The sequence below is a fragment of the Tropicimonas isoalkanivorans genome (assembly GCF_900112335.1).
GTDB lineage: Bacteria > Pseudomonadota > Alphaproteobacteria > Rhodobacterales > Rhodobacteraceae > Tropicimonas > Tropicimonas isoalkanivorans.
This window is the reverse complement of record NZ_FOLG01000002.1, coordinates 310,232-332,827: the sequence shown is the minus strand read 5'-3', so window position 1 is coordinate 332,827 and position 22,596 is coordinate 310,232. Positions and strand designations below refer to the sequence as shown.

Here is a 22,596-nt window from a genome sequence, read left to right as displayed (position 1 = left end):
AGACTACGGTGCTCCGACGCCAACACATCGGGAGATGACACATGGCCGATCTGGGCCGAGCGCAATCGGTAGAGCGCGGTGGCGGGGAAGGGGCCTCCGACCGCGTCTCGCTGGATTTCGAGGGGCGTCTGCTGCGACGCCGCCGATTGGTTACGGAGAACGGCGGTTCCCTCGTGGTCGATCTGCCGGAGACGACTTCGCTCGAAGACGGCGATGCGCTGGTGCTCGAAAGCGGTGCGCGGGTTGCCGTGGCCGCCGCGGATGAGCCGCTTCTTCAAATCACCGGCCCGAACCTTCCGCGCCTTGCCTGGCACATTGGCAACCGCCACACGCCCTGCCGGATCGAGCGCGATCGGCTTTTCATCCGCAACGACCACGTGCTGGCGGACATGCTCCGGCAGTTGGGTGCCGAGGTGACACCGCTCCGGGCGCCGTTCTCCCCGGAGGGCGGAGCCTACGGCCATGGGCGTACGATGGGCCATGACCATGGCGGCGATCACGGTCACGGGCACAACCCCCACGCAACGCCCCATGAGTGACGCCGACCTCCTGACGCTCACGCAATGGCTGTCGCCCGCGTTCCCGGTGGGGAGCTTCGCCTATTCCCACGGGCTCGAAACCGTGATCGCCGAGGGGGACGTATCCTCGCCGGCCACGTTGCAGGACTGGTTGGAAGACGTCCTGCGCTTCGGGGCGGGTCGGACGGACGCGATCCTTCTGGCCCATGCGATGCGGCGCACAATACCCTTGGATCACCTCGCGGCATTCGCGGGGGCGCTGGCGCCTTCCCGGGAACGCCATCAGGAGACGATGGAACAGGGCGCGGCCTTCACCCGAGCGGTCAACGCGTTGACTGGGGCTGACCGTCCGGCGATGGCGCTTCCGGTTGCTGTGGGGGCAGCGGCGGCCGACCTCGACTTGCCTGCGGCCCGCGTTGCCGCGCTCTACTTGCACGCAGTCGCGTCGAACCTCGTGTCCGTTGCCGTACGGTTCGTACCTTTGGGTCAGACAGACGGCCAGCGCGTGTTGAGCCGTCTCCACCCGGTCATCTCGGATGTCGCTGTGGATGCCGCCAAGGCGGAGCTGTCGGACATCGGTGGCGCGTGTTTCGGCGCCGGTCTTGCCGCCATACGACACGAGGCGCAGGCGGTGCGCCTCTTCAAGACGTAGCTCCGCCGCAAACTCAGGAGACGGTCCCATGACCACCAGCCCCCACGGCCCCCTGCGCGTCGGTATCGGCGGACCTGTCGGTGCCGGAAAGACGACGCTGACGGAACAGCTCTGCCGTGCCCTGGCAGGGCGCTATTCCATGGCGGTGGTGACGAACGACATCTACACCAGCGAGGATGCCGAATACCTGATGCGGGCGCAGGTGCTGCCGCTGGAGCGGGTGCGCGGCGTGGAGACCGGGGGCTGCCCGCACACCGCGATTCGCGAGGATGCCTCCATCAACCTGGCGGCCATCGATGCCCTCGTGGCGGATTTTCCCGACCTGGATCTGGTCCTGATCGAGTCGGGTGGCGACAATCTCGCAGCGACGTTCAGCCCGGAACTGGCGGACTTGACGCTTTACGTGATCGACACCGCCGCGGGCCAGGACATTCCGCGCAAGAAGGGGCCGGGGCTGACGCGGTCGGATCTGCTCATTGTCAACAAGACGGATCTTGCGCCCCATGTCGGGGTGGACACTGAGCGGCTAGAGGCGGACACCGCAGCGGCGCGTTCCGGGCGCCCTTACGTGATGGCGTCCCTGAGGCGCGGTGTCGGTGTCGATGAGGTTGCCGCGTTCATCGAGCGCGAAGGCGGCCTCTGACGCCGCTCACGCCTCCTCCAGCAGCCGCTTTTCCGCCGCGCGGCTCCATTGGTTGCGCAGCGCAGGCCGCTTCTCCCGGTCGAGCTTTCGTGCCACGCGTCGCAGGTAGGGTGTGTGCCCCAGACGGGCGCGATAAAGTTCGAAGAAGTCGGCCGCTTTATAGTCCGGCTTGCCAAGGGCGCGCAGGAGCGGAATCAGGACGCCCATCTGCTGCAGGTCCACCTCCGGCGTCTTGCCGAGCCAGCGGCAATCCAGCCGGAGAATATCGGGCCGCGCAAACAGCGTGGCGTGCATGGCGTCTTCGGCCACACTTGGATCATGGATCAGAATTATGCGCTCGGCGGCTTCGAGCATTGCCGGGGCGTATCCGTAGCGTGTTTCGAAGTCGGTCTTGCGCAGGGCCGGGAAGCGTCGGTCCCAGGCGGTCATCTCCGGCGCCAGCGTGGCCAGCGGGCGCACCAGCAAGACCGTTGCGCCCGGTGCGGCGACTGAAAAGGCGGCGGCGGCGTAACCACAGGGGCCCGCTCCGTAGAAGATCACCCGGTCGAAGTCGTCGAAGAACCCTTCGTCGATCAACTCGTCGAAGAACGCGTAGACCGCATCGGAGCGGAAGAAGGTCGTTCCGTCGCAGTAGAGGCAGAGATGCGACCATCCTTCCCGCCCCGCGACCGCCAACCCCAGCGGAAGGTGCGGGGCCGGTCCTTCGCGGAAGCTTTCAAGTGGTTCGAACGTGACGATCAGGGTGTCGTCGTCCTCGGTGAAAAGAGCTCCGTGCCGGGCGTCCAACTGACGGTGGAACCCGTGCTCTACTCCATGGCGCTCGAGCCGATGGCGCCACTCGGGCTGATCGGAGTCGGAGCGGCTCTGGCTTTGGCTGGCGCCTCGGGTCATGGGTTCACGCAACTTTCACTACCTGGGTACAGGCTCACCGTCGCCCACCATTCGAGCCAAAATAGGACCGAATTGCGAAGGCCGCCAGTAGATCCGATGGCACTGATCGGACAGCGGGAGTTCATCGCCCCTTAGTGAGGAAAGTAACAACATACCGGGTGGATTGTCGCGGAAAATAGGACAACCCGCGAGTAACCGTCCGGCCGACGATGGTCGCGACTCTCTCAGAGTCCCGCGGCGGGCGGAAGACGGCGCGGCGAAATTTCTCCCGTAGGGTGTCCGGGAGATGGGTGTGCCCTCCTCGTATTCGACACGATCTGTCTCGGCAGATGCGGCTCCGTAAGCGCGTCGACAACAGGCAAGCGGACCAAGGCCGAACTGCGGCTCGTCTCGGCGCAGCTCCTTCGCCGCGTGGGTATCGGGCACGGCAGGTGCGCTCGAGAATCGGAGTCCCGGTCTTTCGATTTCGTTGCCTGCGTAGGTCACGACGTCCATTTTTAGGCCTATAGACCTCGGATTCTCAAAGTCAAATGCCTGCCACTAGCATACTGGCATACCGGAATGAGCCGCATCTCTGCCTCACAGGGCCTGTCGCCGGCCATCTGGCGCCAACTGCGTTAAAAAATCACATGAATCTTCACCTTTTCGCGAAGATTCCGCTGGCCTTTAAGTCAGTTCCATGTTCAGGTCCGGCCGGAATAGCCTAGGTGCAAGCCTCGGCGCGGAATACGGGAAGGCGACCGACCTATCGGGATGTTCGCTTTTGTTTTCGGGGCAGCCGTTCGGGCGTGCCGACCGGGAACGAAGACAGGAAATATCCGGATCAGGCACCTGCCCCGTAGCCAAGTCCAGGGAGGGGACACCCGGCCGGAGAGGCGGTGCGTGCATCGTTTGTCCGGCCGGTACGCGTTTCTGCCCCACCGTCCTATCCCTCCGACCTGACCGCGGTTCGATCGACACGACCGGTGCGAGTTGCTGAGGTTGTCTCGTGCCCGCACCTCACCTATCGTCCCCAACATGCCCCGGACGCCAACCGGACGGATGGCTTGGGTAAACGGGATGGCAGCATGGACAAGATCGTTCTGCTCGGAGCACCGGTGGAGGCGGGCAACCACCAACGCGGCTGCTTGATGGGACCGGACGCCTACCGTTCTGCCGGGCTTCCGGAAAATCTGGCGGCGCTCGGGCTCAACCTGCGCGACTTGGGGAATGCGGAGCCGCTGACGGTCGTGGACGCGCGGTCGCCAATCGGAAAACCTTTTGAGCTGCAGAAGGTTGCCGGGTGGACGCGGAGCCTTTTCGCCCATGCCCGGACACTCGCACAGGGCGACGCCTTGCCGGTCTACCTCGGGGGCGATCACAGCATGTCGCTTGGCACGGTCTCGGGACACGCCGCGGCGGCACAGGAGGCCGGTCGGCCGCTTTTCGTCCTGTGGCTGGATGCGCATGCGGACTTCAACACATTCGAAACCAGCGAAACGGGTCACCTGCACGGGATGCCATTGGCGTATGCCTGCGGGCTGCCGGGCTTCGAGCCGCTCCTGGGCGAGTCGCTTGTCGCGACGGTCGATCCGGGACGCGTCTGCATCCTTGGTCTGCGGTCGGTCGACCGGAGCGAGGGGCGCTTGCTCCGCGACGCCGGGGTGGAGGCCCATGACATGCGCGCCATAGACGAGGCCGGCGTCGAACGCCTCCTTGAGCCGTTCCTGGAGCGTGTCGCGACGGAAGGCGGATACCTACATGTGAGCCTGGATGTGGACTTTCTCGATCCCGTCATCGCGCCCGGCGTGGGCACGACCGTTCCGGGCGGAGCGACGTTTCGGGAGGCACATCTGGTGATGGAGATGCTGCATGACAGCGGGCTGGTCAGTTCGCTGGACCTTGCGGAACTCAACCCGTTCCTCGACGAGCGCGGCCGCACGGCTCGGCTGATGTCCGACCTGACTGCGAGCTTGTTCGGCCGCCGAGTGCTCGACCGGCCGACGCGGAGTTATTGATCGGGTCATCAGGGGGCTGCTGCGGGACTGTTCCGCCAGCAGGCCCAAGGCTCAGGTTCGGCGCAGGACGAGGATATGGTTGTTCGCTGGCATGGGGTGAACGGCCTCCATCCGGAGCCCTACGTCCCCCCCAGCCGCGCGGATAGAGGCGATGTCCCGCAGGCCCCATTCCGGGTTGTCGGCCCGCAGGTCCCGGTCGAACGCGCGGTTTCCCTCGCCGAAGAAGGTCTCGCCGTCCCGGAACGGCCCGTAGAACAACGCGAACCCGCCGGGGGCGAGGGCCGTCGCCGCCCCCGACAGTATTCCCTCCGTCACCGCCCACGGGGCGATGTGCGTTACGTTGCCGGCATAGACCGCAAGTAGAGGGCCAAGCGCTCGAATGACGTCGATCTGCGCCCAGTCGCGCGTCGCGTCCAGTTCGAGCGGTTCGCGCGGGGCGGGGAGCAGGGCATTTGCCCAAGCGGAGATGGAGCGGCGGTGGTCTTCGAACGGGTCGGTCGCGATCCACTCCAGTCCAGGAAAAGCGAGGGCGAAAGCGGCCGCGTGCTGGCCGGTGCCCGCGCCGATTTCGACGACGGTGCCGGTTCTGCCCTCAAAATAGGGCGTGAGGGTTTCGATGATGGGGCGCGCGTTGCGCTCGAACGCCGGAGAGAAAAGGCGCGCGTCTCCGGCCGACCCATGATCCTGTCGCGTGTAGCGCGGAGCATGGCGCCGGCCGGAGTCGTTCATGTCACTTTGAAAGCGGGCCGATCATCATGACCATCTGCCGGCCTTCCATCTTGGGCATGTTCTCGACCTTGCCCAATTCCTTGATATCCTCGGCAACCCGCTCCAGCAGGTCCCGTCCGAGGTTCTGGTGGGCCATCTCGCGGCCGCGGAAGCGCAGGGTGACCTTTACCTTGTCTCCGGCTTCCAGGAAGCGCGTGACGTTGCGCAGCTTGACGTCGTAGTCATGGGTGTCGGTGTTGGGGCGGAACTTCACCTCCTTCACCTCGATCGTCTTCTGCTTCTTGCGGGCTTCGGATTCCCGCTTCTGCTGTTCGTACTTGAACTTGCCGAAGTCCATGATCTTGCAGACCGGAGGACTGGCATTCGGGGAAATCTCGACCAGATCGAGGCCGACTTGCTCGGCCAGTTCCATCGCTCTGGCGGGCGAAACGACTCCGACGTTCTGTCCTTCGGGGCCGATCAGCCGAATTTCTGGGGCCCGGATGCGTCCGTTGACACGGGGGCCGGTATCACGTGTGGGCGGCGCGTTGTGCGGTCTGCGAGCTATGGTGTGGGTCCTTCTATGTCTTCGCAAAAGTGGCAAGAAGGTAACGGCGCAGCGGCGGCGATTCAAGGGAATTGCGCGATATGCCAATGGATTCTGCGACCCCGCGGGCGCGCTGCTCGCTTTCGCGCCGCCGCCGCGTTTCCGCCCGTCGCAGAGTGGATCGGCGAAGGCCCGCCGAAAGCGGGCGCCCATCCGCGAAAGGCGCGGCATTGGGGAACCATGGATCGGCGCTTTGCGTTACCATCGGGATGGGACACTCAGGAGAAGGACAGTCGAAATGAATAGGACTATCGGGATCATCATCGCCGCGATCGTCGTGATATTGGCGGTGTGGTACATCGTTGGGTCCAACACCGAAGTGCCCGTGACCGAAGAAGAGGCACCGGCGGCCGTGGAATCCGACGTCGCAGAAGCGACGAACGAAGCCGAGCAAGCAACGGAAGAGGCGGCCGAAGAGACCCGCGAAGCCGCGTCGGACGCGGCCGAAGCGACCGAAGAAGCGGCCTCCGAGGCCGCACAGGAAACCGAGGAGGCTGCCGAGGAGGCTGGCGCCGCAATGGAGAATGCGGCCGAGGCGACGGAGCAAGCGGCTTCCGATGCTGCCGAGGCAACCGAGGAAGCAGCGTCAGACGCCGCCGAAGCCACAGAGCAGGCAGTCTCCGATGCTGCCGAAGCAACTGAGCAAGCGGCTTCCGATGCCGTGGACGCGGGCGAGAGCGCTGCTGCGTCCTCCGCCAACGCCATCGAATCCATCTTCGCGAACGCGTCCGAGAACGTTCAGGCCGCGTTTGACGGGATCGATACGGAAATGCTGACGCCGGAAGGCTTCGACTTCGACGCCATGGTGGACCGGATTTCGAATTCGGATCTGGCGCAGGACACCAAAGATGCGCTCGAGCGCGCCCTGGATGTCGCGCGAAGCACCCCGGAGGCACTCGAAGCGGCGCTCGCCCAACTGCGGGCCGAACTGAACCTCTGATTGAGTCACAACGATGAAGGGGACCGCGCGTGGCGCGGTCCCCTTTTTGCTTGCGCTGACGTTAAGGCGTGCGGTCAGTCCACGAAGGCTTTTTCGACCACGTATTCCTTCGGGTCCGAGTTCGCCCCTTCGCGAAGGCCATACTCCTCGAGCATATCCTTGATCTCGAGATTGAAGGCGAGGTTGCCGCAAACCATCGCCCGATCCCGATCCGGATGGATCGTCTCCACGCCCAGATCGTCGAACACCTCGCCTGAGCGCATCAGATCGGTGATGCGGCCCATCTTGGGGCTCTGCTCGCGCGTCGTCGTCGGGTAATAGCGCAACTTCTCGTGGAAACCTTCGCCCATCAGCTCCGCCAGCAAGTCGTCGTTCCGGATGCTGTCGATGAGCTCTGCGCCGTAAGCCAGTTCGCCGACCTCGCGGCAGGTATGCGTGATGATGACCTCGTCGTAGTCCTCGTAGGTCTGAGGGTCGCGCAGGAGCGACGCGAAGGGCGCGAAACCCGTGCCGGTGGCGAAGAACCAGATCCGTTTGCCCGGCAGCAGGGCATCGTGGACCAGTGTCCCGACGGGCTTGGGCCGCAGGATGATCTCGTCACCGGGCTGGATCGCCTGCAGTTTCGAGGTCAGCGGCCCGTCCGGCACCTTGATGGAATAGAATTCGAGCTCATCGTCCCAGGACGGCGATGCGATGGAATAGGCCCGCAGGATGGGCTTCTGTTTGCCTGTCTTCGGATCCGGGTCGCCCATCAGGCCGATCATCACGAATTCGCCGGAGCGGAACCGGAGGCTTTGCGGCCGCGTGCACCGGAAATGAAACAGCCGGTCCGTCCAGTGTTTGACGAAGGTCACCGTCTGCGCATCCGGCAGGGTGGGAACGGCCTTGATCGGTTTTGCGTTTGTCACGGGTGTCTGCTCGGTCATCTCTTTCCTGCCGGGGCAACGCCGCCCGGTCCTGTTGCTATATTCGGAATGCTGAATTTCTGAAAGGCCGGATCAGCTCGCGAGCCGCGACCGATAGTCGTGGGCCCGCCAGTCGGCCCGGGCGAGCCATTGAGCCTCGGGTTGCCGGGCGGCAAGGGTGTCGTCGATCTCCACCTCGTCGAAGCCGGACCGGCGGGCCATCGCGTATTGGTCGGCCAGAACGTGGCCCTTGGCCCGCAACCGGCCGGCGTACCCCATGCGGCGCAGCGCGCGTGCAATGGAGAAGCCGCGCCCGTCCGCGAAGGACGGGAAGTCCACGCGGATCATCGAGAGGCTGCCCAGAAATGGCGCCAGCGCCCGCGGGTCGGTGTCGGAGGGCAGATCGACGCTGCCGGCGCCATCGGTCAGGGCCTCGAGTGCAAAGAAGTCCCCGGTATGGGTGTCGGGGCCGAAGCCGGTGTCGGTCACGATTACGGTCATGGGTCTCGGTCCTCGTCTCAGGCGGCACGGGTGCGGACGAGCTTACCGTCCACGAAGTGAATGCCGCATTCGTCCTTGTCCTCGCCCCGCCAGCGCCCGGCGCGCGGGTCCTCGCCCTCGGCCACCGGGGAGGTGCAGGGAGCGCAGCCGATGGAGGGGTACCCCTTGTCCACCAGCGGATGGCGCGGCAGCCTGTGCGCGCGCATGTGGTCGGCAATCTCGCTGGGTGTCCAGTCGGCCAGCGGGTTGAGTTTCAGGCGCCCCCCGGCTTCCTCGACGATCGGCAGAGTCGCGCGGGAGCCGTTCTGGAAGCGCTTGCGGCCGGTGATCCAGCTGTCGAATCCAGAAAGCGCCCGCTCCAGCGGCACCGTCTTGCGCAGGTCGCAGCACGCGTCGGTGTCGCGCAGATGCAGGGTATTGGCCGGGTCTTCCTGAGCAAGGTGCATGGCGCGGGCCCGGATCACCCGGATACCGGTCAGGCCCAGTTTCTCAGCCACCTCGCGCTGGTAGTCCAGCGTCTCGGGGAACAGCATCTGCGTGTCGATGAACAGCACGGGCGTGGCTGGCGCGACCTGGCTGAGATGATGCAGCAGAACCACCGAATCCGCGCCGAACGACGAGACGAGCGCCACCTTGCCGGTCAGCGGGTGGGTCAGCAGCGCCTTTAGCCGCTCCGGGCCGCGCAGGCCGTCGATATCCCGTATGATCCGGCTGGCCCGGTCTGCGGGTGCCGAGGAAAGTGCGTCACGCGGCATCTTTACGTTTCTCCGGTCCATAAAGCGCCTCCTTGAAGGGCGCGGCGCCGAGGCGGCGGTAGGTTTCGAGGAAAGTCTCGGACTCGTCCTCACGCGTTTCCAGATAGGCCAGCATCAGCCGCTCCACCGCCGGGACGATCTCGTCATATGCAAAGCCCGGCCCGGCCCGTTCACCGACGGCGGCGGTCTCGGTGGCATCGCCGCCGAGCGTGATCTGATAGTTCTCCACCCCCGCGCGATCCAGCCCGAGAATGCCGATATGGCCCACGTGGTGATGGCCGCAGGCGTTGATGCAGCCCGAGATCTTGATCTGCAGCGGGCCGACCTCGTGCTCGATCCTGAGCGCGTCAATCCGCTCCGCCAGTTGCGTAGCGACCGGGATGGACCGCGCCGTCGCCAGCGCGCAGTAGTCCATGCCCGGACAGGCGATGATGTCTGAGGCAAGGCCAACGTTCGCAGTGGCCAGACCCGCCTGTTTCAGCCTGGCGTGGACCACCGGCAGATGAACCTTGCGCACGTGCGGCAGGATCACGTTCTGCTGGTGGCTGATCCGCAACTCGTCGTGGCCATAGCGCTCGGCAAGGTCGGCCAGCACCCGCATCTGTTCCGCCGTGGCATCGCCGGGGGTCTGACCATGCGCCTTCAGCGAGACCGTGACGATGGCGTAGTCCGGGTGGCGGTGCTCGGACAGGTTCGTGTCGGCCCAGGCGCGGAAGACGGGATCGGTTTGGGTGCCATCCAGAGGGTCCGCGCCGCCCTCGATGAACGCCGGAACCACGAACCGGTCACGGATGCGGGCGATGACGCGCGCGTCCACGCCCTCGAAATCCGCTTTCGTCTGCTGAAACGCCTCTTCGACCTCGGCGCGGATTGTCTCCAGCCCGGCCTCGTGCACGGTGATCTTGATCCGTGCCTTGTACTTGTTGTCCCGCCGACCGTAGCGGTTGTAGACGTGCACGATCGCTTCGAGGTAGGGCAGCAACTCGTCTTCGGGCAGGAAGTCGCGGATCACCTTGCCGATCATCGGCGTCCGCCCCAGGCCGCCGCCCACGATCACTTCAAAGCCCGTCCGGCCGTCCTGTTCCACCATCCGCAGCCCGATGTCGTGTGCGCGGGTGACGGCGCGGTCGTTCGGGCTGCCGGTGATGGCGATCTTGAACTTGCGGGGCAGGAACTGGAACTCCGGGTGATCGGTGGACCACTGGCGGATCAGTTCGGCATAAGGGCGGGGGTCCGCGATCTCATCGGCGGCGGCGCCCGCGAAATGGTCCGAGGTCACGTTGCGAATGGTGTTGCCGGAGGTCTGGATGGCGTGCAGGCCCACCTCCGCCAGTGCATCTAGCATGTCCGGCACGTCGCGCAGCTTCGGCCAGTTGTACTGGATATTTTGACGGGTGGTGAAATGGCCGTAGCCTTTGTCCCACCGCTCGGCAATCTCCGCCAGTTTCCGCATCTTGGCAGAATCGAGCGTGCCGTAAGGAATGGCGACCCGGAGCATGTAGGCGTGCAGTTGCAGGTAGAGCCCGTTCATCAGCCGAAGCGGCTTGAACTCGTCTTCGGTCAGCGAACCGTCGATGCGGCGCTCCACCTGGTCGCGGAACTGGGCGTTCCGTTCGGCGAGGAACTCGGCGTCGAAGTCGTCGTAGCGGTACATGGGACTCTCCGGTCTCTACTTTCAACTAAACTGAAATGGATATTCACGAAAGCTGAAAGTCATATTCCAATTTCGTTATCGGTTGCCCGTGTGGGCCTGCTTGCCGTGCCGGTAGTTGGACGGCCCGCGGCTGCGAAAGCTCTCACGAAAATGCACGGGTTCCGGACCGTCCGGGCCGGCCTTTGCGTCGGCAAGGTAGGCTCCGACGATCACGTTCTGCTGCCGCTCTGCCTCCAAAAGGCGGAGCGTGGCATGCGCCTCGTCCTCAAGCAGTTCTGCGTCGCTGTGAGAGCGCGACCAGCGGTTGTCCTCGGTCAGATACACCACGTCCCCCTCGAGGAGCGCGTTGGCGGTGACGATCTTGGGCGTGAACGGGCGGGCCATCAGGCGAATTCCTTCTGTACCGTGTCGAAGCGGGGGAGGGCGACCCGTGCGGCGCGGGGCGCGAGACCCAGCAGAATCACGGCCGGGCCGGAGAGCTCGGCTGCGGCGATGTCGTCGGAAAGCGATCCAAGCCGGCTGGCGACGATGCGGGCATCCGGGCGGGAGGCGTTCTCGACGATGGCCACCGGAGTCTCCGGTACGGCGCCGTGCATCAGCAGCCGCCCTTGCAGGAACCGCGCGGCCCGCTTGCCCATGTAGACGGCCGCAACCGCACCGGGACGTGCGAGGGCGTGCCATTCCTGCTCCGCGAAACCCTTGACGTCGTGTCCGGTCAGCAGCCGCATTTCGGAATTGCGGCCGCGTGCGGTCAGGCTCTGGCCGATCTGCGCGGCGGCGGCCGAGGCGGCGGTGATGCCGGGAACGATGGTGAACGCGACCCCGGCCGCCTCGACGGCGGCAAGTTCCTCATCCAGCCGGCCGAAGACGGACGGATCGCCGGACTTCAACCGCACCACCTGCGCGCCGCTGTTGGCATGCTCCACCAGCAGGGCGTCGATCTCACCCTGCGGGGTCGACGGGCCGAAGCCTTCCTTGCCGACCGACACCAGAACGGCCTCGCGGCGGGCAAGTTCGAGGATCTCCTTCGGAACCAACCGGTCGTGAATCACCACGTCGGCCTCATCGAGCGCGCGGCGGGCCTTGAGAGTAAGCAGATCGGGGTCGCCCGGGCCGGCGCCAACGAAATGGACGTGACCGGGCTGCGCCTCCACCCGCGCATGGCGTTTCAGAAGCGCCTCCAGTTCCATTTCCACGAGGTCCGGGGACCGTTCGGCCGCACGCGGGCCGGAGGTGAAATAGTAGTCGGACCAGAAGTCTCTGCGCCGACGCCCGTGCGGAAGAACCTCCGCCCGCGGCCGGAAGGCCTTGCCGATTCGAGCGAGCAGACCGAGGCTTTGGGGCAAACGTTCCTCCAGGTCCCGCTTTATCGCGCGCGCCAGCACGGGAGCTGCGCCCTCGGTCCCGATCGCGACGGTGACAGGGTCGCGATCGACAATTGCGGGGGTGATGAAGTCGCTGTCCTCCAGATTGTCGACGATGTTGACCAGCACCCCTTGAGCCCTGGCCAAGCCGGCCAGCCGCGCATCTGCGTCGGCGTCCTCTTGGGCGGCATAGACCAGGGCCGCGCCGGAGAGATCCTCGGCGCTTGGGGTGCGGCGATGCAGGTCCAGCAGGCCCGCCTCCGCCCATGTCACGATTTCGGATGCGGGATCTTCCGCAAAAACATGGAGAGAGGCTTGAGACTTCAACAGCAGGCGCAGCTTCGCCAGCGCCGCCTCGCCGCCGCCGCACAGCACCACGCGCCGTGCGGCGGTATCCAGAAAGATCGGGAAGTGCTGCATGCGCTCTCTCCGTGGGTAGGGTTTCTGCACTGCAATATAGGAAAATATCCTGAATGGTGGCTAGTGACTGGCAGAAAGAAGAAAGACGTCTTGCTAGTCCGCGCAATATCGGATCAAAGTTCTGCATTATTATGGAGGTGAAGATGGCGGTCCGGCTTGATGCGACAGATCGGAAAATCCTTGTCGAATTGCAGCGCGATGCCGATCAATCGCTCGATGAGATCGCCCGGAATGTGGGCTCCTCCAAGACCCCTGTGTGGAACAGGATTCGAAAGATGCGGGACGCCGGGGTCATCCGGCAAACCACCGTGCTGCTTGACCCGGATGCTTTGGGTTTGGAGGCGTGCTTCTTTGTATTGATCCGCACAAGCGAACACGAGGCAGAATGGCAGCGGCGGTTTCTGGAAGCTCTTCGTGCCCGCCCCGAGGTTCTGGAGGCCCACCGGCTGGCCGGCGATATCGACTACATCCTCAAGGTCCAGGTGGCCAATGCGCGGGCCTACGACACCTTCTACCAGGCATTGATCTCGGAGGTCCGGGTCCACAACGTGACAGCGCTGCTGTCGATGGAGGTCATCAAGTCGACCACGTCGCTGCCGCTGAAAGCGTAGCTCTCCCGCCCGTCTTCAGCGCCTTACGGCGCCTCATCCCGTTGGGCCAGGCACCTGCGGTGGGCTGGTCGGTCATTTCCAGCGCGGTGCGACGGAAGCCGAACGTCGCGTTTCAATATATCCGATATAAACACTAAGGAATTGCTTGACGCGGCGCACGTCCCGCCTCAAACAAGGGCAAAGACACGTCACGAACAGGAGGCACTCCATGTCCCACACTCCGATCAAACCGCTCGCGGGCGCAATTTCAGCGGCACTCGGCATCCTCTCCGCTGCGGCAGCTCTCGCGGATGGGGAGCTGAATATCTACTCGTCGAGGCACTACGATACGGATGAACGGTTGTATTCGGACTTCGAGGAGGCGGAGGGCGTCACGATCAATCGGATCGAAGGCAACGCTGACGAATTGATCGCACGGATGCGGGCGGAAGGGATGAACAGCCCGGCGGATGTGCTGATCACAGTAGATACGTCTCGCCTCCACCGCGCCAAGCAGGCGGGGGTGCTGCAGGCGGTGGAGAGCGAGGTTCTGGAGGAGAGGATTCCGAACTATCTTCAGGATGCCGACAACCAGTGGTTCGGCTTCTCGCAGCGGGGGCGGATCATTTTCTACGACAAGGCGGACGTAACAGACCCGCCGGAAACATATGCGGACCTTGCCGATCCGAAGTATCGCGGCATGATCTGCATCCGGTCGTCCGGCAACGAGTACAACCAGACGCTGCTGGCGGCGATCGTGACCCACGAGGGGGAGGATGCCGCGCGGGACTGGGCGCAGGGCGTGGTGGATAACATGGCGCGCCCGCCGCAGGGGGGAGATACCGACCAGCTGCGCGGGTTGGTGTCGGGGGAGTGCGATATTTCGGTCTCCAACACCTACTACTTTGCCCGGGCTCTTCGGAAGGACGTCGACGGCGTGTCCGAGGCAATCGACCAGATCGGCTGGGTCTTTCCGGACCAGGAAGGGAATGGGGCGCACATGAACCTGTCGGGGGCCGGGGTTGCGGCGCACGCTCCGAACCGGGAGAACGCGGTGAAGTTCCTGGAGTACCTGTCCGGGGACTCGGCGCAGGGTTACTTCTCGGCGGGCAACGACGAATTCCCGGCTGTCGAGGGCGTGGATCTGGCCGAGTCGGTGCAGAAGCTGGGCTCCTTCAAGAAGGACGATGTGGATCTTTCGGAGGTGGCTGAAAATATCGCGACGGCTCAGAAAATCTTCAACGAGGTCGGCTGGCGGTAGGTTGCCTCTCGGCAGCGACATCTCGTGAGACAGGCGGTGTCCCATCGGTGGGACACCGCGCCTTTGTTGTGTTTCCAATCGCTTACAGCCTCGGTTTCACTCTTTGTTAGGGCTTAGCGGATACCCATGCGGGCGCTGGACTCGGCAGCCTGTGAGTTTCGGTTGGGTGGATCGTCGTCCCGCAACCCGTCCTGCTTCTCGCACCGGATCCGGGACTGCAGTCGCCGGTTCTGTCGTCTCGGGAGAGCCCGCATCGGGCACGACCGCGCGCACTGCGCGCCGACTTGTACTGGACGGAGCGCTCCTCCGTTGCGTGGGGTGGACAGTGACGTCCGGCGGTGAGCGAAAGTCGACGAGCGGCGAGGGCCCGAAGTGCGGGCGTTGCGGAATGCTGCCGTTGGACGGTCTGTGATGCAATCGACTGCATCGGTTGGGCCTGTATCCAGGTGGGACAGTGACCACAGGCGGCGACGGCTGTGGGCTGATGCACCAAACTTAGTGACGGGGCGCGGCCGACCTTCGGCGGGCGCTTAGGGGCGCTCGTTCGGTCCAATTTGTCGTGCCATCAATTGCAACGGCTTTTCTTGACGGACGCGCCCGACCCTGGGTGGGCGCCTCGGGACGCCGGATCGGTGTGATTTATGATTAAATCCACTGTGACGGTCGAGCATTCTCAGAGGTTGCAAGGCGCCCTCCCGGGGGGAGGGTCGGGCGCGGCCCGGGCTGGTCGCCCGGGCCAAGCTTTGTGGTGGGCGAGATGCAGGGGGAAGTTTGCGGGGGGTCGACGAGCATTGCTTCGGTAAGGGGCTGGCGTGATTTGCGCTGGGCTTCGTCGTGAGTGGCGCGTTGGCTCATTTCGACCATTGCGGCACGCGGCCTCTCGGGTTTGCGGGGCCGCGGGCGCGTTCAGCCTATGAACCGGCTCCCTAGAGGTCGCACGACGGTGGGCGTTTGATGTGATTGGCGAGAGAAGGGACGCGCCCGACTTTGGGTGGGCGCCTCGAGACGCCGGGTCGGTGTGATTTATAGTGAAATCCACTCTGACGGTCGAGCATTCTCAGAGGTTGCAAAGCGCCCTCCCGGGGGGAGGGTCGGGCGCGGCCCGGGTTGGTCGCCCGGGCCAATCGCTGTTGGGAGCGAGATGCAGGGAGGCCTTCGTCTGGGCAACTTGCGAGGGTTTGAAGGGCAGGGTCCGGCTTGGACTGTGCTGTGCTTAGTTTTAGGAGACGCGTTGGTTCGCTTTGCGTCTCGCCGCCTAGACGCTCTGGTTGCGTGGGCCAAACGTGCCTTCGCTATGCCTGCAGCCCCGAAAATGCTGGCGGCGATGTTCGTCTCATTTTGCTGTGAGAGAAGGGTCGGGCGCGGCCCGGGCTGGTCGTCCGGGCCACACTTTGTGGTGGGCGCGCGATTGGTTGCGGCTGGCCGGGAGCGCCGGCGGTCTGGTTTTCCAAGCCGAGCCTATTCCGCCGCCACCGGCGCGGGGCCGTAGACGCGGGAGCGCTGGGCGCCGAGCGAGCGGCAGACGAGGATCACCGGCAGCAGGCCCACGGCGACAATGACGAGGCTCGGGACGGCGGCCCCTTCGAGACGTTCGTCGGAAGCGAGGCGGTGGGCCTGCACCGCGAGCGTGTCGAAGTTGAAGGGGCGCATGATGAGGGTGGCGGGCAGTTCCTTCATCACGTCGACGAAAACGATCAGGAGAGCCGTCAGCACGGACGGGCGCAGGATCGGCAGGTGGATGCGGCGCAGCATTGTCAGGGGCGGCGTGCCGAGGGTGCGCGAGACCGCGTCGATGTTCGGGTGCACCGTGCCGAGCCCGCTGTCATAGGCGTTCAGCGCGGCGGCGAGGAAGCGGACGAGGTAGGCGCAGACCAGCAGCCAGATGGAGCCGGTGAAAAGCAGCCCCGTGGAGAGGCCGAACGTCTGCCGCATCCAGGCGTCGAGGCCGTTGTCGATGGCTGCAAACGGCACCAGCAGGCCGACCGCGATCACCCCGCCGGGCACGGCGTAGCCGATCCGGGCGATATGGCCCGCGCCGGAGGAGGTGCGCCCGGGCCAGAGGCGCTGGCGGAAGCCGACCAGGATGGCTGCGAGCACCGTCAGGACGGAGGCGGTGCCGGCAAGGATGATGGTGTTGCGGGTGAAGGCGAGGTAGCGGGGCGAGAGCAGCGATTGCTCTGAGCCGAGCCCCATTGTGAAGAGCAGCGTCACCGGGAGGGCGAAGCCGAAGAGGACGGGTGCGGCGCAGACCGCGAGGGCTGCCCATTTTGCGGCGCCGGTGAGGGTGGTCGGCGGCAGGCGTTCGAAGCGCTTGCCGGCGCCGTGGTGGCGGGCCGCGCCGCGTTGCAGCCGTTCGGCCAGGGCCAGCAGCAGGGCGACGGAGAGCAGGCAGAGCGCGAGCTGGGCGGCGGCGGCGCGGTCGGCCATGGTGAACCAGCTTGTGTAGATGCCGGTCGCGAAGGTCTGGACGGAGAAATAGGAGACCGTGCCGTAGTCCGCGATGGTCTCCATCACCGCCAGCAGCACGCCCCCGGCGATGGCGGGCCGCGCCATGGGCAGGCTGACGCGGAAGAAGGCGGTCCAGGGCCCACGGCCAAGGGCGCGGGCGGCGAGGAAGGCGGTGGCGCTTTGCTGGAGGAACGCGGCGCGGGCCAGGAGGTAGACGTAGGGGTAAAGGACGAGGATGAGCATCACCGCCGCGCCGGTGACGGAGCGGACCTCGGGGAACCAGTAGTCGCGGGGGCCCCAGCCGGTGACGTCCCGCAGGAGGGTCTGGACGGGGCCGGGGTGGTCGAGGAAGTGGGTGTAGGCGTAGCCCATGACGTAGGCCGGGAAGGCCAGCGGCAGGGCGAGGGCGATTTCGAAGATGCGGGAGCCTGGGAAGCGCGTCATGGTGACGAGCCAGGCCGCGCCGGTGCCGATGGCGGCCGTGCCGGCGGCGACGATGAGCACCAGTTGCAGCGTGGTGGCGGAGTAGCGCCAGAGCACGGTGTCGGCGAGGTGGCGGAGGGTGTCGGTCGAGCCCAGGAGGGCCGCGACCAGGACCGCTGCCATGGGCAGCAGGCAGAGGGCGGCGACGACGATCGCCCCCCCGCGCAGGAGGCCGGTCGCGAAGCGTTCGGCGAGGGCGGAGGGGCGGGCGCTCATGCGAGCCGTTCTATCAGGCCGATTGCAGGGCGTCGATGATGGCGCCGAAGTCGTCGGCCTTCAGCGAGGCGCCGCCCACGAGGGCGCCGTCGACGTTGGCAACGGCGAAGATCTCTGCCGCATTCGAGGGCTTCACGGAGCCGCCGTAGAGCAGGGAGACCGCGTTGCCGGTTTCGGCGCCGAAGCGGTCCACCAGTTTTTCGCGGATGAAGTCGTGCACTTCGGCGATCTGTTCGATGGTCGGCACGCGGCCGGTGCCGATGGCCCAGACCGGCTCGTAGGCGACCACGAGCGTCTCGCCGGTCACGTCGTCCGGCACCGAGCCGGCGAGTTGCGTGCCCACGACGTCGAGCGTCTGGCCGGCGTCGCGTTGGGCTTCGGTCTCGCCGACGCAGACGACGGCGATCAGGCCCGCGCCGACGGCGGCGGCGGACTTGGCCTTGACGACCTCATCGGACTCGCCGTGGTCGGTGCGGCGTTCGGAGTGGCCGAGGATGGCGTAGGTGCCGCCGGCGTCCTTGATCATGTCGGCGGAGATGTCGCCGGTGTGGGCGCCGCTGGCCTTCATGTGGCAGTCCTGCGCGCCGGTGGCGATGGGGCCGTCGCCGATGCGGGTGCTGAGGCGGTCGAGGAGCGTGGCGGGCGGGCAGATCAGGACCTTGCAGCCGGGCTCGGGATAGGCCGCGAGCATCTTGTCGATCTCGGCCAGCGAGGCCTCAGTGCCGTTCATCTTCCAGTTTCCGGCGGCAAGTTTCTGCGCCATGGGTCGTCCCTCCGTGTGGGCAATTGGGTCGGCGCCAATTTGCAGGGGCAGGGGCCAGCGTCAAGGTCTGCGGGGCGCGGCTCTTTGGTGGGGCGGCGGGTTCAGACGGGAGCGGGGCGGAGATCTCGGTCGGTCAGCACGCGGGTCAGCGCGTCCAGCGCGGCGCGTACGGGGGGATCGTTGCGAGCCTCGTGGTGGCTGACCAGCCATTCCTCGTGAGAGATTTCGGCGATGGGCGGGGAGAGGCGCCGGAGGGCCGGTTCGGCATCGCCCACGAAGGTCGGGAGGATGACCCGGCCCGCGCCGGAGGTCGCGAGATCCATCGCGAGGCGGGCATCGCTCGCCTGCATCACGACCTGCTCGGCACGGGTGCGCCAGAGCCAGCGTTCCGATGGCGTGGTCGGGCCGTCGCGGCGCAGGGTGATGTAGCCTGCGACAGCAGGGTCCGTTCCATATTCGGCGTAGTCGATGCGGAGCGTGCGGCGGCCGGCCATCCAGTCCTGCTCCGGGCGGCGGTTGCGGATGCCGATGTCGGCCTCCCGCCGGGCGATGTCCACGTTGCGGTTGGAGGCCACGAACTCCGGCACCCAGGGGGCGTCCGCAGACCAGAAGCGCGCGATGTGCCGGGCGAGGAAACGCGAGGTCCAGTTGCCTGCCGTTATGCGGACGCGCACAGCGCGGCTACCGCCGTCGCGCCAACGATGGATGCGCTCCTCCGCCGCCCGGAGCGCCAGCGCCTCCTCCGCGAGGGCGCGCCCTTCGGCGGTGAGGGCATAGCCCTTGGCCCCGCGCAGGAACAGGCGGCGGCCGAGGTGTGCCTCCAGCCGCGTCATGTGCCGACCGAGCGTCGGAAGGCTTACGCCGGATGCCTGCGATGCCGCGCTGAGCGAGCCCGCATCGGCGACACGGAGGAAAAGGGAGAGGTCATCGAGGCTGGGCGGGGGTTTCATTTCTGAAAGCGAGATTGCGAAGGGAACCAATGAACGTGGGAGCCAAAAGGTGATCCAATCCTACCGGGTATCGGAACTGAAAGGAACATCCCATGATTCTGCAACCGCTGAAGGCCCCGGACTGCGACCTGTGGCCTGCGGACGACCGCCGCCGCAGCGAGGCGGAACTTATCCGCGCGCGCATCGAAAGCCGGGAAAAATGGCGCCGCCGCCGCGGGTGGCTGCGCTTGCGTGCCACGCTTTTCGGTCGTCGGAAGGAACGGTTTGCGGCCTGCCCGGAGGGGCGGTTCAGGCCGGCCCGCCCGGTGTGAGGGTCTCGTCGAACTTGATCGACTCGCCGCAACCGCAGGCTTCGGTGACATTGGGATTGCGGAACTTGAAGCCGGATTCCAGCAGCGACACCTCGTAGTCGATCTCGGTGCCGAACAGGAACATCTGTGCCATGGGGGCGATCATCACCCGCGCGCCGTCCTGTTCGACGACTTCGTCCAGCGGGTCCACGGTGCGCGCATATTCCATGGTGTATTCCATGCCGGCGCATCCGCCCTTCTTCACCCCAAGGCGCAGCCCCTGATGCCCTTCGCGGGCCATCAGCTTGGAAATATGCGTTGCCGCGCGGGGCGTGAGGGTGACGGCCTGTTTGCCGGGAATGGAGAACATGCGGGTCCGATCCTTTTGGTCGGGTATCAATCTAGGCGCTCGGCGGGTTTCGCTCAAGGGGCTGCCACGATCAGCCTGCCAATGAGGGCATGTGCGGCGAACGCGACGAGCAGGGCCCAGCCGACGGAGGCCAGCGTGCCAATGATGACGTATTCGGCGATCTTGCGGTCGTCCTTCGTCGCGTTGAACCGCAGGACGGATTTGGCCGCGATGAGGAAGGCGACGCCGGTGGGTTGGCCGGCCGTGATGAGGACGTAGGTAAGCCCGCGCTCGAGTTCCCCGATCATCCGGCCGGCGTTCGGCAGGCTGCCGGAAAAGACGGCGTAGCGGTTCCAGAAGGTCGCATAAGGCGCGAGCAGCTTGGCCACCGCGAATCCGCCCGCCCGGACGGCGAGGATCATGCCCGCGACCCAGGCCATGGCGGTCGGGAGCCACGGATCGTAGGGGTCCGGCAGGAGGCCGGGCCACCAGCCGTCCTGAAACAGGGTAGGGGCGATCAGCGCGACGGCGAGGATTGCGACCGTATGGGCGGCCTGATCCAGAAGGTAGGCGCGCAGGCCGTCGTCGCCGAAGCGGAGCTTGAGCGCGTCCGTCGCGATGTGGAGCAGGGCCAGCACGCCGATCACGGGCGCCCAGAACTGGCCGACCGCCAGCAAGCCAAGCGCGAAGACGATGGCGCCGTGCAGCAGCAGCACGTGGGGCCGCGATTTGTTCGTCACCATCCAGCCGGTCTGGAAGACGAAGTCCGCGAGCGCATGGGCCAGCAGCAGGGCGCTGAGGGTCTCGGTCACGTCAGCTTGTCCGCAGCCCGGCGGGTTCTGGGGCAAGCCGGAGGGGTTGCGTTTTGTCTATGCAAGTCAAATCAGTTGCCTGTCCCGGCGGTTTCGATGTTTGTCAGGGCAGTGCTTAAGGGGCCATAGCCGGCGGCGTCCAGCGCTTGCGAGACGGCCTGGCGCGAAATGCCGAGGTGATCGGCCACGTCGCTGTGGCGGGGCGGGTCGAACGGTGTGAGCATCGGGTGGATGGCCCGGGCTTGCGGCGGGGTCCAGTCCTGGCTGATGTGATCGGCGAGGCCGACGGCGGCGGCAAGCGGGCCGCCCGACGCGTGCCTAAAGCGCACGTCACCCTCCAGCGCGTCGAGGCCGCGGCCGGAGGCGACGAATACGGGGCCTGTGGCGCTGTTGAGGTCTGGCCCCGCGGGCACGGCGCCTTCTCCCTCCGCAATGGAGATCCGGGTGGCGAGGCCCTTGCCAAGCGCGCGCACGGCCGATTGGAGGAAGAGCGACAGGCGCAGGGACAGGCGGGGGCGGGTCAGCACAAGCTGCCAGCCGTCCCCCTTTTGCCGGGTGAAGCGGAGGTCCGCGCCCTGCCAGTCCGCCGCATCGCGGGAGGCCGTTTGCAGGGCGACGATAACCGCCTCCTGCCGGTCGGCCGGCATGGCGGTGGATTCGACGATGTCTCCGGTCAGGACCGCGATACGCATGATGCCTCTTCGAGAGACATCATGCCGGATGGCTCGTGTTTGCGCAAGTAAATTCGCATGCCTGTCGCACAGGAAAGCGAAAATGCTTTACAGGGGCGTCACATGAAGCCGAGTTCGAGGCGGGCCTCGTCGGACATCATCTCCATGCCCCAGGGCGGGTCCCAGGTGAGGTCCACATCGACCTGCTTGACGCCGGGCAGGGGTTCGATGGCCTCCGCGACCCAGCCGGGCATGTCGCCGGCCACGGGACAGCCCGGTGCGGTCAGCGTCATGGTCACGCGCACCTCGGCCTCCGGGTTGATGTCGATCGTGTAGACCAGACCGAGGTCGTAGATATTCACCGGGATCTCCGGGTCATAGACGGTCCGGCAGGCTTCCACGACGGAGTCGTAGAGCGGGTGGTCAGTCGTGGACGGCCGGATCATCGGCTCGCCTTCCATGGGGGCGGTTTCGGCGGTCATGGCGTCTCCTGCTCGGGAGAAATTGTTGACCGATTATATAAGGAAGCTCGCGGCCCGGGTCCACCCTCCGGAGGTCAGGCGGGTCAAGGCGCCGCGCCGGCGCCCGATGGGCGGAACCCCGCCGAGGAACTTTCCCGTCACGAGCCTGTTGAAAGAAGCACACCGGGAGGGCCGGGAGGCGCCCCGCAACATGTGAGGACACCGAACGATGAAGAACCTGGAACAACTGTTCAAGCACTTCCTGCGAGACATCTATTATGCCGAGAAGCAGGTGTTGAAGACCCTGCCGAAAATGGCGCGCAAGGCGAGCTCGCCGGAACTGCGGGAGGCCTTTGAGCATCACCACGAGGAGACGCAAGGCCAGATCGAGCGCCTGGAGAAGGTGTTCGAGAGCCTTGACCTCAAGCCGCGTGGCGTGACCTGCGAGGCGATCGAGGGGATCCTGGAGGAAGGCAAGGAGATCATGGAGGAAGCTGAGGACGATCAGACCCGCGACGCCGGCATGATCGCGGCGGCACAGGCGGTGGAGCACTACGAGCTGACCCGCTACGGCACGCTCATCGCCTGGGCGCGGTCGCTCGGGATGGACGAGGCGGTCACGCTTCTCGAGAAGACGCTCGACGAGGAGTACGAGGCGGACCGCAAGCTCTCCGACCTTGGCGAGGGCAACCTGAACAAGAAGGCCGCCTGACACGGGCGACTGGCGGCGCGGCGGGACTTTGCTTT

25 protein-coding genes are annotated in these 22,596 nt (G+C 65.9%); 9 read left to right on the top strand and 16 right to left on the bottom strand.

Going from position 1 to position 22,596, the window contains the following annotated elements; translation table 11 throughout:
• Positions 1-41 precede the first annotated feature (41 nt).
• Genes BM075_RS05840 through ureG form a run of 3 tightly spaced genes read left to right on the top strand, consistent with a single transcriptional unit; the run spans position 42 to position 1,813 of the window.
• Positions 42-539, top strand: coding sequence for an urease accessory protein UreE (locus tag BM075_RS05840; RefSeq protein WP_093359714.1), 498 nt, complete (start codon positions 42-44; stop codon positions 537-539).
• Positions 532-1,170: an urease accessory protein UreF gene (locus BM075_RS05835; RefSeq protein ID WP_093359713.1), complete on the top strand. Its 639-nt coding sequence runs from the start codon at positions 532-534 to the stop codon at positions 1,168-1,170. The genes BM075_RS05840 and BM075_RS05835 overlap by 8 nt, the downstream gene beginning before the upstream one ends.
• Before the next feature lie 28 nt (positions 1,171-1,198).
• Positions 1,199-1,813 (top strand): urease accessory protein UreG, encoded by a 615-nt coding sequence (ureG, locus tag BM075_RS05830; protein WP_093359712.1) that lies wholly within the window; start codon positions 1,199-1,201, stop codon positions 1,811-1,813.
• Positions 1,814-1,819: 6 nt separating this feature from the next.
• Here ureG and BM075_RS05825 read toward each other — a convergent pair whose 3' ends face one another.
• Positions 1,820-2,704, bottom strand: a complete 885-nt coding sequence (locus BM075_RS05825; protein WP_143089824.1) for a phosphoadenosine phosphosulfate reductase — start codon at positions 2,702-2,704, stop codon at positions 1,820-1,822.
• 1,067 nt (positions 2,705-3,771) lie between these two features.
• On the opposite strand from BM075_RS05825, the gene rocF reads away from it, so the two are divergent.
• A complete protein-coding gene (rocF, locus tag BM075_RS05820; protein WP_093359710.1) occupies positions 3,772-4,701 on the top strand; it encodes an arginase in 930 nt (309 codons plus the stop codon).
• 51 nt (positions 4,702-4,752) lie between these two features.
• Here rocF and BM075_RS05815 read toward each other — a convergent pair whose 3' ends face one another.
• Both BM075_RS05815 and infC read right to left on the bottom strand, forming a co-directional pair.
• Positions 4,753-5,430 carry a DUF938 domain-containing protein gene (locus BM075_RS05815; protein WP_093359709.1) on the bottom strand — a complete coding sequence of 226 codons (678 nt, stop codon included), beginning with the start codon at positions 5,428-5,430 and terminating at the stop codon, positions 4,753-4,755.
• 1 nt (position 5,431) lies between these two features.
• Complete coding sequence (gene infC, locus BM075_RS05810; protein ID WP_425445188.1) at positions 5,432-6,169, bottom strand: translation initiation factor IF-3; 738 nt, start codon at positions 6,167-6,169, stop codon at positions 5,432-5,434.
• 85 nt (positions 6,170-6,254) lie between these two features.
• Here infC and BM075_RS05805 point away from each other — a divergent pair, with 85 nt between their 5' ends.
• The gene (locus tag BM075_RS05805) at positions 6,255-6,956 is read left to right on the top strand and encodes a hypothetical protein (protein ID WP_093359708.1); all 702 of its coding nucleotides are present in this window, start codon (positions 6,255-6,257) and stop codon (positions 6,954-6,956) included.
• Between the two features lie 74 nt (positions 6,957-7,030).
• Here BM075_RS05805 and BM075_RS05800 read toward each other — a convergent pair whose 3' ends face one another.
• The 6 genes from BM075_RS05800 to cysG form a co-directional block, all read right to left on the bottom strand.
• Positions 7,031-7,882: a ferredoxin--NADP reductase gene (locus tag BM075_RS05800; RefSeq protein ID WP_093359707.1), complete on the bottom strand. Its 852-nt coding sequence runs from the start codon at positions 7,880-7,882 to the stop codon at positions 7,031-7,033.
• A gap of 72 nt (positions 7,883-7,954) precedes the next feature.
• On the bottom strand, positions 7,955-8,362 hold the full coding sequence (locus BM075_RS05795; protein ID WP_093359706.1) for a DUF934 domain-containing protein: 408 nt from the start codon (positions 8,360-8,362) through the stop codon (positions 7,955-7,957).
• A gap of 17 nt (positions 8,363-8,379) precedes the next feature.
• On the bottom strand, positions 8,380-9,117 hold the full coding sequence (locus tag BM075_RS05790; protein ID WP_093359705.1) for a phosphoadenylyl-sulfate reductase: 738 nt from the start codon (positions 9,115-9,117) through the stop codon (positions 8,380-8,382).
• Positions 9,107-10,771, bottom strand: coding sequence for a nitrite/sulfite reductase (locus BM075_RS05785; RefSeq protein ID WP_093359704.1), 1,665 nt, complete (start codon positions 10,769-10,771; stop codon positions 9,107-9,109). Before BM075_RS05785 ends, BM075_RS05790 begins: the two co-directional genes overlap by 11 nt.
• Positions 10,772-10,846: 75 nt before the next feature.
• Complete coding sequence (locus BM075_RS05780; protein WP_093359703.1) at positions 10,847-11,155, bottom strand: DUF2849 domain-containing protein; 309 nt, start codon at positions 11,153-11,155, stop codon at positions 10,847-10,849.
• Positions 11,155-12,555, bottom strand: a complete 1,401-nt coding sequence (gene cysG, locus BM075_RS05775; protein WP_093359702.1) for a siroheme synthase CysG — start codon at positions 12,553-12,555, stop codon at positions 11,155-11,157. Before cysG ends, BM075_RS05780 begins: the two co-directional genes overlap by 1 nt.
• A 143-nt stretch (positions 12,556-12,698) precedes the next feature.
• On the opposite strand from cysG, the gene BM075_RS05770 reads away from it, so the two are divergent.
• Together BM075_RS05770 and BM075_RS05765 are read left to right on the top strand one after the other, a co-directional pair.
• Positions 12,699-13,166, top strand: a complete 468-nt coding sequence (locus BM075_RS05770; RefSeq protein ID WP_093359701.1) for an Lrp/AsnC family transcriptional regulator — start codon at positions 12,699-12,701, stop codon at positions 13,164-13,166.
• A 208-nt stretch (positions 13,167-13,374) separates the two neighbouring features.
• Complete coding sequence (locus BM075_RS05765; protein ID WP_093359700.1) at positions 13,375-14,406, top strand: extracellular solute-binding protein; 1,032 nt, start codon at positions 13,375-13,377, stop codon at positions 14,404-14,406.
• A gap of 1,458 nt (positions 14,407-15,864) precedes the next feature.
• Here BM075_RS05765 and BM075_RS05760 read toward each other — a convergent pair.
• The 3 genes from BM075_RS05760 to BM075_RS05750 all read right to left on the bottom strand — a co-directional run bounded on the left by BM075_RS05760 (position 15,865) and on the right by BM075_RS05750 (position 19,266).
• Complete coding sequence (locus tag BM075_RS05760) at positions 15,865-17,553, bottom strand: ABC transporter permease (RefSeq protein ID WP_093359699.1); 1,689 nt, start codon at positions 17,551-17,553, stop codon at positions 15,865-15,867.
• Positions 17,554-17,566: 13 nt separating this feature from the next.
• On the bottom strand, positions 17,567-18,316 hold the full coding sequence (tpiA, locus tag BM075_RS05755) for a triose-phosphate isomerase (protein WP_093359698.1): 750 nt from the start codon (positions 18,314-18,316) through the stop codon (positions 17,567-17,569).
• Positions 18,317-18,417: 101 nt separating this feature from the next.
• Positions 18,418-19,266, bottom strand: coding sequence for a LysR family transcriptional regulator (locus BM075_RS05750; protein WP_093359697.1), 849 nt, complete (start codon positions 19,264-19,266; stop codon positions 18,418-18,420).
• 92 nt (positions 19,267-19,358) lie between these two features.
• On the opposite strand from BM075_RS05750, the gene BM075_RS05745 reads away from it, so the two are divergent.
• Positions 19,359-19,577: a hypothetical protein gene (locus tag BM075_RS05745; RefSeq protein ID WP_093359696.1), complete on the top strand. Its 219-nt coding sequence runs from the start codon at positions 19,359-19,361 to the stop codon at positions 19,575-19,577.
• On the opposite strand, the gene BM075_RS05740 is transcribed toward BM075_RS05745, so the two are convergent.
• The 4 genes from BM075_RS05740 to BM075_RS05725 all read right to left on the bottom strand — a co-directional run bounded on the left by BM075_RS05740 (position 19,555) and on the right by BM075_RS05725 (position 21,870).
• The gene (locus BM075_RS05740) at positions 19,555-19,926 is read right to left on the bottom strand and encodes a HesB/IscA family protein (RefSeq protein WP_093359695.1); all 372 of its coding nucleotides are present in this window, start codon (positions 19,924-19,926) and stop codon (positions 19,555-19,557) included. The two genes, BM075_RS05745 and BM075_RS05740, sit on opposite strands and share 23 nt — an antisense overlap.
• Before the next feature lie 53 nt (positions 19,927-19,979).
• Positions 19,980-20,717, bottom strand: coding sequence for a DUF3307 domain-containing protein (locus BM075_RS05735; RefSeq protein ID WP_177208258.1), 738 nt, complete (start codon positions 20,715-20,717; stop codon positions 19,980-19,982).
• A 71-nt stretch (positions 20,718-20,788) separates the two neighbouring features.
• Positions 20,789-21,409, bottom strand: coding sequence for a hypothetical protein (locus BM075_RS05730; RefSeq protein ID WP_093359693.1), 621 nt, complete (start codon positions 21,407-21,409; stop codon positions 20,789-20,791).
• Between the two features lie 98 nt (positions 21,410-21,507).
• The gene (locus tag BM075_RS05725; protein WP_093359692.1) at positions 21,508-21,870 is read right to left on the bottom strand and encodes an SUF system Fe-S cluster assembly protein; all 363 of its coding nucleotides are present in this window, start codon (positions 21,868-21,870) and stop codon (positions 21,508-21,510) included.
• Positions 21,871-22,078: 208 nt separating this feature from the next.
• Here BM075_RS05725 and BM075_RS05720 point away from each other — a divergent pair, with 208 nt between their 5' ends.
• Positions 22,079-22,561 (top strand): YciE/YciF ferroxidase family protein, encoded by a 483-nt coding sequence (locus BM075_RS05720; RefSeq protein ID WP_093359691.1) that lies wholly within the window; start codon positions 22,079-22,081, stop codon positions 22,559-22,561.
• The last annotated feature ends 35 nt before the right edge of the window (positions 22,562-22,596 follow it).

What these genes read in the sequence shown, in the direction of transcription:
- cysG (WP_093359702.1), bottom strand. Translation starts at nt 12,555, where the DNA reads ATGCAGCACTTCCCGATCTTTCTGGATACCGCCGCACGGCGCGTGGTG.
- BM075_RS05795 (WP_093359706.1), bottom strand. Translation starts at nt 8,362, where the DNA reads ATGACCGTAATCGTGACCGACACCGGCTTCGGCCCCGACACCCATACC.
- BM075_RS05835 (WP_093359713.1), top strand. Translation starts at nt 532, where the DNA reads ATGAGTGACGCCGACCTCCTGACGCTCACGCAATGGCTGTCGCCCGCG.
- BM075_RS05805 (WP_093359708.1), top strand. Translation starts at nt 6,255, where the DNA reads ATGAATAGGACTATCGGGATCATCATCGCCGCGATCGTCGTGATATTG.
- BM075_RS05765 (WP_093359700.1), top strand. Translation starts at nt 13,375, where the DNA reads ATGTCCCACACTCCGATCAAACCGCTCGCGGGCGCAATTTCAGCGGCA.
- BM075_RS05840 (WP_093359714.1), top strand. Translation starts at nt 42, where the DNA reads ATGGCCGATCTGGGCCGAGCGCAATCGGTAGAGCGCGGTGGCGGGGAA.
- infC (WP_425445188.1), bottom strand. Translation starts at nt 6,169, where the DNA reads ATGGGCGCCCGCTTTCGGCGGGCCTTCGCCGATCCACTCTGCGACGGG.
- BM075_RS05730 (WP_093359693.1), bottom strand. Translation starts at nt 21,409, where the DNA reads ATGCGTATCGCGGTCCTGACCGGAGACATCGTCGAATCCACCGCCATG.
- rocF (WP_093359710.1), top strand. Translation starts at nt 3,772, where the DNA reads ATGGACAAGATCGTTCTGCTCGGAGCACCGGTGGAGGCGGGCAACCAC.
- BM075_RS05750 (WP_093359697.1), bottom strand. Translation starts at nt 19,266, where the DNA reads ATGAAACCCCCGCCCAGCCTCGATGACCTCTCCCTTTTCCTCCGTGTC.
- tpiA (WP_093359698.1), bottom strand. Translation starts at nt 18,316, where the DNA reads ATGGCGCAGAAACTTGCCGCCGGAAACTGGAAGATGAACGGCACTGAG.
- BM075_RS05720 (WP_093359691.1), top strand. Translation starts at nt 22,079, where the DNA reads ATGAAGAACCTGGAACAACTGTTCAAGCACTTCCTGCGAGACATCTAT.
- BM075_RS05825 (WP_143089824.1), bottom strand. Translation starts at nt 2,704, where the DNA reads ATGACCCGAGGCGCCAGCCAAAGCCAGAGCCGCTCCGACTCCGATCAG.
- BM075_RS05790 (WP_093359705.1), bottom strand. Translation starts at nt 9,117, where the DNA reads ATGCCGCGTGACGCACTTTCCTCGGCACCCGCAGACCGGGCCAGCCGG.
- BM075_RS05725 (WP_093359692.1), bottom strand. Translation starts at nt 21,870, where the DNA reads ATGACCGCCGAAACCGCCCCCATGGAAGGCGAGCCGATGATCCGGCCG.
- BM075_RS05745 (WP_093359696.1), top strand. Translation starts at nt 19,359, where the DNA reads ATGATTCTGCAACCGCTGAAGGCCCCGGACTGCGACCTGTGGCCTGCG.
- BM075_RS05760 (WP_093359699.1), bottom strand. Translation starts at nt 17,553, where the DNA reads ATGAGCGCCCGCCCCTCCGCCCTCGCCGAACGCTTCGCGACCGGCCTC.
- BM075_RS05740 (WP_093359695.1), bottom strand. Translation starts at nt 19,926, where the DNA reads ATGTTCTCCATTCCCGGCAAACAGGCCGTCACCCTCACGCCCCGCGCG.
- BM075_RS05780 (WP_093359703.1), bottom strand. Translation starts at nt 11,155, where the DNA reads ATGGCCCGCCCGTTCACGCCCAAGATCGTCACCGCCAACGCGCTCCTC.
- ureG (WP_093359712.1), top strand. Translation starts at nt 1,199, where the DNA reads ATGACCACCAGCCCCCACGGCCCCCTGCGCGTCGGTATCGGCGGACCT.
- BM075_RS05815 (WP_093359709.1), bottom strand. Translation starts at nt 5,430, where the DNA reads ATGAACGACTCCGGCCGGCGCCATGCTCCGCGCTACACGCGACAGGAT.
- BM075_RS05785 (WP_093359704.1), bottom strand. Translation starts at nt 10,771, where the DNA reads ATGTACCGCTACGACGACTTCGACGCCGAGTTCCTCGCCGAACGGAAC.
- BM075_RS05800 (WP_093359707.1), bottom strand. Translation starts at nt 7,882, where the DNA reads ATGACCGAGCAGACACCCGTGACAAACGCAAAACCGATCAAGGCCGTT.
- BM075_RS05770 (WP_093359701.1), top strand. Translation starts at nt 12,699, where the DNA reads ATGGCGGTCCGGCTTGATGCGACAGATCGGAAAATCCTTGTCGAATTG.